Origin of the sequence: Streptomyces sp. NPDC089799 (assembly GCF_040684755.1) — a bacterium.
Taxonomy (GTDB): Bacteria; Actinomycetota; Actinomycetes; order Streptomycetales; family Streptomycetaceae; genus Streptomyces.
On record NZ_JBFBGR010000071.1, the window covers coordinates 1 to 8,653 of the forward strand.

An 8,653-nucleotide genomic window follows, 5' to 3' on the forward strand; every position below is an offset into this window, starting at 1 on the left:
TCGCCCTCCGGGCGACGCGACGAAGGAGCGCCCTTGACAGGACTGACGGACCCGTAATGACACTGGGACTGACGGGCCACCCCCGGGCACCACCCAGATGCCGTCCAGGCGAAGCACCGGCACACCCCCAGCCCCCGCTCCACAGAGCAGTCCGGCTCAATTGACATCCGGCTGTTGCCCCGGCCCAGCCCCGCTGCGTCCTCCGGCTCGGTGGCACGGTGCCGGGGGTGGGTGGGCAACCCCCGGCCCGGCCCGGCGCGGCTCGGGGGGTGGAGCGTGCCGCGCGGGTGGCGCCGCAGCCACCGCCCGCCTCTCCGCCTATCGTGGCCGTGTTCGAAGCGTGCCCGCCGAGCGATGCCCAGGAGTCCCGTGACCACCCACGACGAGTTCGCCGAAGCCCTGCGCGCGCAGCGCGTGTGGGATCGGGAGTTGCCCGGGTTCGAGGCCGGTGCGGCGCCCGCGGAGCCGGTCTCGCTGTTCCACTCGTGGTTCCTGGATGCCGTCAAGGCGGGCCAGGTGGAACCGCACACCATGGCTCTCGCCACCGTGGACGCCGATGGGCTGCCCGACGTACGGACGCTGATGCTGCACGACGCGGACGCGCGTGGCTGGCACTTCGCCACGCACGCCGGCAGCGCCAAGGGGCGGCAGCTGGCCGCCCGGCCTGCTGCCGCCCTGCACTTCTACTGGCCCGCCGTCGCGCAGCAGATCCGCATCCGGGGGCGTGTCACCGCCGACGGGCCCGGAGCCGTACGGTCGCGCGGGGCGCTCGCGGCCGCGCTCACCGGGCACCAGAGCGAGGTGCTCGACGGGCGCGAGACGCTCGTGGCCGCGTCCGCGGCCGCGTGGGAGCGGGCCGGGGCGGAGCCGGACGCGGTGGTGCCGACCTGGACGGCGTACACGCTGATCCCCGACGAGGTCGAGTTCTTCCAGGGGGACGCCATGCGGCGGCACGTACGGCTGCGTTACCGCCGCCGTACAGGGGCCGGCGGCAAGGCCGCCGGCTGGGAGCGCGGGTTGCTCTGGCCCTGACGCCGAGACCGAGGCCAAGGCTGAAACCGAGACCAAGGCCAAGGCCCGACGCCAAGCCCCCCGCCACCGCCCCCTCAGCCCCCCGCCACCGGCCGGAACACCGGTACCGAGATCTCCTCCGTCTCCCTCCGGAACGTGACCTCCAGGGGCATCCCGATGCGCAGCGCGGATTCCTCGCAGTCGACGATCTCCGTCATCATGCGCGGGCCCTCCTGCAGGTCAACGACGGCGGCCACGTACGGGACCCTCGTCCCGAACGGCGGCAGGTCGTTCCGGTGGATCACCGACCACGTGTAGAGGACGGCCCGGCCGCTCGCCCGTTCCCACTCCACGCGGTCCTCGCCCGCCCAGCAGTGCGGGCAGAACTCGCGCGGGTAGTGGTGCGCGCGTCCGCACGCCGTGCAGCGGCGGAGCAGCAGCCGGCCCTCGGCGGCCGCGTCCCAGTACGGGCGGGTGAAGTCGTCGGTCTCGGGCAGGTCGAAGCGGGGGCCGCCGGCGGCGGGGGCCGCGGTCATGAGAAGAGTCCGATCGCCGAGTCCAGGGACCAGGTCTGCCAGCTCATCGCGAAGAGCGCGACGAGGGAGATGAGGGCCATCATCGAGTTCTGTCCCTGTTCGGCCCAGTCGTGGATCATCAGGACGAGGTAGAGCAGGTTCAGCAGCAGGCCGCCGACCAGCGCCACCGGGGTCAGGAACCCGAGGACGAGTCCCAGGCCGAGGGCGAGTTCCGCGTACACCACCACGTACGCCATCAGTTTCGGCCGGGGCTGTACGACGGACACGAAGCCCGTCTTCACGAACGGCCACCGGTGCTTGTTCGCCACGTCGGCCGCCCAGGCGATGCCCGTGCCGCGCTCGAACCAGCCCTTCTTGTCCTTGTGCCGCCAACTCTCCAGCCACCACAGGCCGAGGCCGATCCGCAGCACGGCGAGCCACTCGGCCCCGCTCAGCCAGATGGTCTGCATACGGCCACCCCTCCCATGAGCCCGATCCCTCCCATGAGTGAATCTGACGGTACGTCAGTTCAGCGGATGCGGCGCGTCCGCGCAAGAGCCCCGCAGGACCCTCGTCCACCTCCGTGACCGATTCCCCGCCACCACCGGTCCGCGGCCGAATCCCGCCGTGACCGATCCGCAACCGGATCCCCGCCCGACCGAGACCCATGAACGCTCCGTGACGCTACGCTCACCCTTCATGCCTGAAACGCCTGACCTGACCGCCACCGAGCCCCATCCCGTGTATGTCATCGGGGGCGGCCCCGGCGGGCTCGCCGTGGCGGCCGCGCTCCGCGCGCGCGGTGTCCGGGCGGTCGTCGTGGAGAAGTCCGACGCCGTGGGCGCGTCCTGGCGGCGGCACTACGACCGGCTCCGCCTGCACACCACCCGCCGCCTGTCGGCGCTTCCGGGACTGCCGATGCCGCGCCGCTTCGGGCGCTGGGTGTCCCGCGACAACGTGGTGCGGTACCTGGAGAAGTACGCCGAGCACCACGAGCTGGAGATCGTCACCGGGGTCGAGGTGACCCGCATCGAGCGCACCGAGCACGCCGAACGCACCGAGAACGACAACGGCCCCGACGACGGCTGGGAGCTGCACGCCACCGGCGGCCGGCGGCTCGCCGCACGGGCCGTGGTCGTCGCCACCGGGTTCAACCACACCCCGCACCTGCCGGACTGGCCGGGTGCCGCGGACTACACCGGGGAGCTGCTGCACGCGGCGGAGTACCGCAACGCGGCCCCGTTCGCGGGGCGTGACGTGCTCGTCGTCGGCACCGGGAACACCGGGGCCGAGATGGCGGTCGACCTCGTGGAGGGCGGCGCCGCCCGGGTGCGGCTGGCGGTGCGCACCGCCCCGCACATCGTGCGCCGCTCCACGGCCGGCTGGTCCGCCCAGCGCAGCGGGATCCTGGTGCGCCGGCTGCCTGTGGGGATGGTGGACCGGATCGGCGCCCTGCAGGCGAAGGTGGCCGTGCCGGACCTCTCGGCGTACGGGCTGCCCCGGCCGGAGACCGGCCTGTACAGCCGGGTCCGGGAAGGGGCGATCCCGGTGCAGGACGTGGGGCTGATCGCGGCGGTCCGGGCGCGGAAGGTGGTGCCGGTCGCCGCCGTGGAGTCCTTCGAGGGGGATTCGGTGGTGCTGGCGGACGGTTCGCGCATCACCCCGGACGTGGTGATCGCGGCCACCGGCTACCGGCGGGCGCTGGAGGGGCTGGTCGGGCACCTGGGCGTGCTGGACGGGCGCGGCCGACCGGTGGTGCACGGCTCCCGTACGTCGCCGAACGCGCCACGGCTGTATTTCACCGGTTTCACCAACCCCATCAGCGGAATGTTCCGGGAGATGGCCCTGGACGCCGAGAGGATCGCCAAGCGGATCGCCAAGCCGAACTCCAAGACGCCGACGAAGAGGCCCAGCAAGCCGAACACCGGGTCGATTGCCGAGCCGAACACCGAGCAGAACACCGAGCCGAACCCGCAGTCCCCCGCGCGCAGGGCGCGTACCGCGCCGTAACATCTGCGCGCATTCTTGCGCAGCCCTGTTCCTGACGACGCGTCAGTTCAGTAATCTGACAAGGCGTCAGTTCATTGGCGCTTCTCTGCGTCATCGAGCAGGAGCGGGCGGAACGATGCTTGGATCTACTCACGGCACCCTCACCACCGACTTCCGCGCACGGGTCGAGGCTTGCGGGGACCATTCCCGCAACGCCGTCCATTCCACGACGGCCGACCCCGCCGCCGACGGGGCGGGCGCGGGCGCCCGGGACGTCAGCGGGCGGCCGCTGCACGCCGACGTGCCCGACCTCGACCGTTTCTTCCGGCCCGAATCGGTGGCCGTCATCGGCGCCTCCGACGCCGAGGGCAGACCCAACACCGGCATCACGCGCCAGCTCATCGCCTGGGCGGAACGCGTCGGTGCCCGGCTGCACCCCGTGCACCCCACCCGGACCACCGTCTTCGGGCGGCCCTGCTTCGCCTCCGTCGGAGCCCTGCCCGAACAGGTGGACCTGGCCGTGCTGCTGGTCGCCGACCCGCTCCCGGTCATCGAGGAACTCGCCGAGGCCAAGGTGAAGTTCGCGGTCGCCTTCGCCTCCGGCTTCGCCGAGACAGGCGACCGGGGCAAGGAGGCCCAGGCCCGGCTCACCGCGGCCGTACGGCGCTCCGGGCTGCGGCTGCTCGGCCCGAACACCAACCTCAACGCCTTCGAGGAGTTCCGCGAGGACCTCGACGGACCGGCGATCGCACTGATCACCCAGTCCGGGCACCAGGGCCGCCCCGTCTACACCCTGCAGGAGCTGGGCATCCGGCTCTCCCACTGGGCGCCGACCGGCAACGAGGCCGACCTGGAGACCGCCGACTTCATCTCCTACTTCGCCGAGCGGCCGGAGGTCGGCGCGATCGCCTGTTACGTCGAGGGACTCAAGGACGGCCGGTCCTTCCTGCTCGCCGCCGACCGGGCCGCCCGCAACGGGGTCCCGGTGGTCGCCGTCAAGGTCGGCCGGACCGAGACCGGCGCCCGGATGGCCGCCTCCCACACCGGCAAGCTCACCGGGGCGGACACCGTCGTCGACGCCGCGATGCGGCAGTTCGGGGTGATCCGGGTGGACGGCCTGGACGAGCTCCAGGACACCGCCGCCCTGCTGGCCCGCGCCCGCCGGCCGCGGGCGGACGGGGTGGTCGTCTACTCGATCTCCGGCGGCACCGGAGCGCACTTCTCCGACCTGGCCACGGAGGCGGGGCTCTCGCTGCCCACACTCTCCGACGCCAAGCAGGCCGAACTGCACCAGTGGATACCCGAGTACCTGAACGTCGCCAACCCCGTGGACAACGGCGGTCACCCGGTCGGCGACTGGCGCGGCCCGAAGATCATCGACGCGATCCTCGCCGACCCGTCCGTGGGCGTGCTGATCTGCCCGATCACCGGGCCGTTCCCGCCCATGAGCGACAAGCTCGCACAGGACCTGGTGGACGCGGCGGAGCGGACGGACAAGCTGATCTGCGTGGTGTGGGGCTCCCCGGTGGGCACCGAGGACGCGTACCGCACCACCCTGCTCGGCTCCTCCCGGGTCGCCACCTTCCGCACCTTCGGCAACTGCATCACCGCCGTACGCGCCTACCTCGAACACCACCGCTTCACCACCGGCTACCGCTCGCCCTTCGACGACGCCCCGCGCACGCCGTCGCCCTCGTACCGCAAGGCCCAGGGCCTGATGCGGCCGGGGCAGCAGCTCAGCGAGCACGCGGCGAAGCAGCTGCTGCGCGCGTACGGGATCCGGGTGCCGCGCGAGCAGCTGGTGACCAGCGCGGCGGCGGCGGTCCGCGCGGCCGGGCAGGTCGGCTACCCCGTGGTGATGAAGGCGTCCGGGCCGCAGCTGGCCCACAAGACGGAGCTCGGGCTGGTGAAGATCGGGCTGACCTCGGCGAGCCAGATCCGCGACGCGTACCGGGACCTGACGGACATCGCGCGGTACGAGAACGTGCCGCTGGACGGGATCCTCGTCTGCCAGATGGTCGAGCGGGGCGTGGAGATGGTCGTCGGCGTCACCCAGGACGACCTCTTCGGCCCGACGGTCACGGTGGGCCTGGGCGGTGTGCTGGTGGAGGTCCTCCACGACGCGTCGGTACGGGTGCCGCCCTTCGGCGAGGACCAGGCCCGGGCGATGCTGCGGGAGCTCCGAGGCCATGCGCTGCTGGAGGGCGTACGGGGCGCCCCGCCAGCGGATGTGGACGCGCTGGTGGAGGTGGTCCTGCGGGTCCAGCGGATGGCGCTGGAGCTGGGGGGCGAGCTGTCCGAGCTGGACATCAACCCGCTGATGGTGCTGCCGCGGGGGCAGGGGGCGGTTGCGCTGGACGCGCTCGCGATCTGCCGTTGACCGTGCGGTCGGCGGGCTGGACAGCCGGCCCGCCCGCAGCCCGCAGCCCGCAGCCCGCAGCCGCACGGTCAAGCCAGTCACCCACCACTGAAGCGGAGCACGTACACCCATGGCCGAGCCCGACACGTCGGTATTGCACCGCACCGAGAACAACGTCTCCTGGATCACGCTCAACCGTCCCGAGGCCATGAACGCCGTCACCTGGGAGCAGCGCGAGCGCGTCATCGCGCTGCTCGGCGAGGCCGACGCCGATCCCGCCGTGCGGGCCGTCGTCGTCACCGCCACCGGCAAGGGCTTCTGCGCCGGCGCGGACCTGCGCGGCGGGCCCGCGGCGGGCGGCGAGCGGGTCGCGGGGGACGTCGCCCGCATGATCCGCCGCGGCGCGCAGCGCCTGATCACCGCCGTCCTCGACTGCGAGAAGCCCGTGATCGCCGCCGTCAACGGCACCGCCGCCGGCATCGGCGCCCACCTCGCCCTCGCCTGCGACCTGGTCATCGCGGCCGAACAGGCCCGCTTCATCGAGGTGTTCGTACGCCGCGGCCTGATCCCCGACGGCGGCGGCGCCTACCTGCTCCCCCGGCTGATCGGCCCGCAGAAGGCCAAGGAGCTGATGTTCTTCGGCGACGCGCTGCCCGCCGCCGACGCGGCCGCGCTGGGCCTGGTCAACCGGGTGGTCCCGGCGGAGGAGCTGGAGCCCACGGCCCGCGCCTGGGCGGAGCGTCTCGCGCAGGGCCCCACCCGGGCGCTCGCCCTGACCAAGCAGCTCGTCAACGCCTCCCTCGACGGCGACCGCGCCACGGCGCTGGCCGCCGAGGCCACGGCGGTGGAGGTGAACATGACCACGGCGGACGCCAACGAGGGCGTGGCCTCCTTCGTGGAGCGCCGCACGCCCAAGTACCGCGGCTGCTGACCCGGCAGGGGGAGGGGTGCCCGAGGGGTTCCCGAAGGTGCCGGAGGGGCACCACAGGGGCCGCCACCCGGTCGCCCCCGGCCCCCTCCCCCGCCCCCTCACTCCTGGCGCGGGTTCGGCCTCAGTACCGCGAACACCGCCCCGCTCGGGTCCTCCAGCCAGGCGATGCGCCCCACGTCGGGCACGTCCACGCCGGGCAGCAGCACCGAGCCGCCGTTCTCCACCACGGCCCGCTCGGTGGTCTCCACGTCCGCCACCGCGAAGTACGGCACCCAGCGCGCGGCATCGGTGTCCGTCAGCGGCGCCACCCCGCCGAAGGCCCCCTCCTCCTGGTCCCCTTCCCCGACGCTGAGCACGCGGTACTCCATCCCGGGCGCGTCCATCTCCTGTGAACGCCAGCCGAACAGCGACTCGTAGAAGGCGATGTCGGCGAGCGGCTCGCCCACGTGCAGTTCCACCCAGCACAGCGCGTCGTCGGCGGAGGCCGTTTCGAGCCCCTTGGTCTTGCCGGGCTGCCAGACCGCGAAGTCGGCGCCCTGCGGGTCGCTGAACTGGGCCGTCCATCCCTCCCCCATCACGTCCATCGGCTCGGCGCGCACCGTGCCGCCGCCCTGTTCGACCGCCCTGGTGGTGGCCTGGACGTCCGGGGACTGGAAGTACACCATCCAGGCGCTCGCGGCCCCTTCGTCGGTGAGCGGCCCGAGCGCGGCGACGGTCTTGTGGTGCTTCCTGAAGAAGCCGTACCCGTCGGCCTCGGGCCCGGCCGAGACGAACTCCCAGCCGAAGACGAGGCCGTAGAAGGCGGCCGCGCCGGTGGTGTCGGGGCTGCCCAGGTCGATCCAGTTGGGAGATCCGGTACGGAAGTCGGTGCCGAGCATGCTGTCTGTCCTCCAGGGTCGGTCCGGGTGGAAGGGGGCGGCCCGGGCCGCCCCTGCCGCCCCCGACACGATGCCCAGTCCGGCTGCGCCGCGCCGTACGGCTGACCTGTTCCGGGCGTCTCATTCACCCGGTGGGCCTACCGGCGGCCCGGGGGCTGCACGCGTCTTCCTATCTGACGATCCGTCAGTTTCAATCGGTGGTGTGATGGGACACGCAGGGATGGCGGCCACCGTCGTCCGATACCTCAGATCAGTCGGCTCCCCCACCGCCGCGGAGCCCGCGCCCGTCGACGCGCATCCGCGGCCCGATCTCCGTGCCGTCGGCGACGACGAGCGCGCCCCGATCAGTCCCGCCGAGTTCCGCGCCGTACTGGGCAACTTCGCCAGCGGGGTCACGATCATCACGGCCCCCGCCACGGCGGAGGGCGGCGAGGGCGGTCCGGCCGGCTTCGCGTGCCAGTCCTTCGCCTCGCTGTCCCTGGACCCGCCCCTGGTGACGTTCATGGTCGCGCGTACGTCGACCACCTGGCCGCGCATCGCGCGGGCCGGGGTCTTCTGCGTGAACATCCTCGGCGCCGAACAGGGCGAGCTGTGCCGCGCCTTCGCGATCAGCGGCGCCGACAAGTTCGCCGGGGTCGAGCACGCCCCCGCCCCGGTCACCGGATCGCCCCGGCTGGCCGCCGTACCGGCCTGGATCGACTGCCGGATCCACGCCGTGCACACCGGCGGCGACCACCTGATCGTGGTCGGCCGGGTCGAGGCGATCGGCGCGGCCGGCGAGGGCGAACCGCTGCTGTTCCACAAGGGGCGGTTCGGCCGCTTCGCCGACTGAGCAGCCGGGAGCCACGGCCGAGCAGTCAGGAGTCACGGCCGAGCGGCCGGACGGCTGGAGTCCGCCGCGTCGGCGGTGTCGGAGGGGTCTGCCGCGTCTGCGGCGGAGTCCGCACCGGACACCGGGTCCGGGGACCCC

At 73.0% G+C, this 8,653-nt stretch carries 8 protein-coding genes; 5 read left to right on the forward strand and 3 right to left on the reverse strand.

All coding sequences use genetic code 11. The features are described 5' to 3' along the window. The first annotated feature begins 354 nt into the window (after positions 1–354). On the forward strand, positions 355–1,032 hold the full coding sequence (locus AB0O36_RS36695; protein WP_365118280.1) for a pyridoxal 5'-phosphate synthase: 678 nt from the start codon (positions 355–357) through the stop codon (positions 1,030–1,032). Between the two features lie 74 nt (positions 1,033–1,106). Here the strand turns inward: AB0O36_RS36695 and AB0O36_RS36700 are convergent, their stop codons facing one another. Both AB0O36_RS36700 and AB0O36_RS36705 read right to left on the reverse strand, forming a co-directional pair. Continuing rightward, positions 1,107–1,547: a Zn-ribbon domain-containing OB-fold protein gene (locus tag AB0O36_RS36700; protein WP_365118282.1), complete on the reverse strand. Its 441-nt coding sequence runs from the start codon at positions 1,545–1,547 to the stop codon at positions 1,107–1,109. After that, positions 1,544–1,996, reverse strand: a complete 453-nt coding sequence (locus AB0O36_RS36705) for a DoxX family membrane protein (RefSeq protein ID WP_365118285.1) — start codon at positions 1,994–1,996, stop codon at positions 1,544–1,546. The genes AB0O36_RS36700 and AB0O36_RS36705 overlap by 4 nt, the downstream gene beginning before the upstream one ends. 229 nt (positions 1,997–2,225) lie before the next feature. Here AB0O36_RS36705 and AB0O36_RS36710 point away from each other — a divergent pair, with 229 nt between their 5' ends. From AB0O36_RS36710 to AB0O36_RS36720, 3 genes are all read left to right on the forward strand, one after another. Further along, complete coding sequence (locus AB0O36_RS36710) at positions 2,226–3,536, forward strand: NAD(P)/FAD-dependent oxidoreductase (protein WP_365118287.1); 1,311 nt, start codon at positions 2,226–2,228, stop codon at positions 3,534–3,536. Between the two features lie 115 nt (positions 3,537–3,651). Beyond that, positions 3,652–5,895 (forward strand): acetate--CoA ligase family protein, encoded by a 2,244-nt coding sequence (locus AB0O36_RS36715; RefSeq protein ID WP_365118289.1) that lies wholly within the window; start codon positions 3,652–3,654, stop codon positions 5,893–5,895. Positions 5,896–6,004: 109 nt separating this feature from the next. Then, a complete protein-coding gene (locus AB0O36_RS36720) occupies positions 6,005–6,805 on the forward strand; it encodes an enoyl-CoA hydratase-related protein (RefSeq protein WP_365118290.1) in 801 nt (266 codons plus the stop codon). A 98-nt stretch (positions 6,806–6,903) separates the two neighbouring features. On the opposite strand, the gene AB0O36_RS36725 is transcribed toward AB0O36_RS36720, so the two are convergent. After that, on the reverse strand, positions 6,904–7,683 hold the full coding sequence (locus AB0O36_RS36725; RefSeq protein ID WP_365118293.1) for a VOC family protein: 780 nt from the start codon (positions 7,681–7,683) through the stop codon (positions 6,904–6,906). A 205-nt stretch (positions 7,684–7,888) separates the two neighbouring features. On the opposite strand from AB0O36_RS36725, the gene AB0O36_RS36730 reads away from it, so the two are divergent. After that, the gene (locus AB0O36_RS36730) at positions 7,889–8,515 is read left to right on the forward strand and encodes a flavin reductase family protein (RefSeq protein ID WP_365118296.1); all 627 of its coding nucleotides are present in this window, start codon (positions 7,889–7,891) and stop codon (positions 8,513–8,515) included. Positions 8,516–8,653: the final 138 nt, after the last annotated feature.

Coding starts and splice junctions, on each gene's coding strand:
- AB0O36_RS36695 (WP_365118280.1), top strand. CDS start 355: ATGCCCAGGAGTCCCGTGACCACCCACGACGAGTTCGCCGAAGCCCTG.
- AB0O36_RS36700 (WP_365118282.1), bottom strand. CDS start 1,547: ATGACCGCGGCCCCCGCCGCCGGCGGCCCCCGCTTCGACCTGCCCGAG.
- AB0O36_RS36705 (WP_365118285.1), bottom strand. CDS start 1,996: ATGCAGACCATCTGGCTGAGCGGGGCCGAGTGGCTCGCCGTGCTGCGG.
- AB0O36_RS36710 (WP_365118287.1), top strand. CDS start 2,226: ATGCCTGAAACGCCTGACCTGACCGCCACCGAGCCCCATCCCGTGTAT.
- AB0O36_RS36715 (WP_365118289.1), top strand. CDS start 3,652: ATGCTTGGATCTACTCACGGCACCCTCACCACCGACTTCCGCGCACGG.
- AB0O36_RS36720 (WP_365118290.1), top strand. CDS start 6,005: ATGGCCGAGCCCGACACGTCGGTATTGCACCGCACCGAGAACAACGTC.
- AB0O36_RS36725 (WP_365118293.1), bottom strand. CDS start 7,683: ATGCTCGGCACCGACTTCCGTACCGGATCTCCCAACTGGATCGACCTG.
- AB0O36_RS36730 (WP_365118296.1), top strand. CDS start 7,889: ATGGGACACGCAGGGATGGCGGCCACCGTCGTCCGATACCTCAGATCA.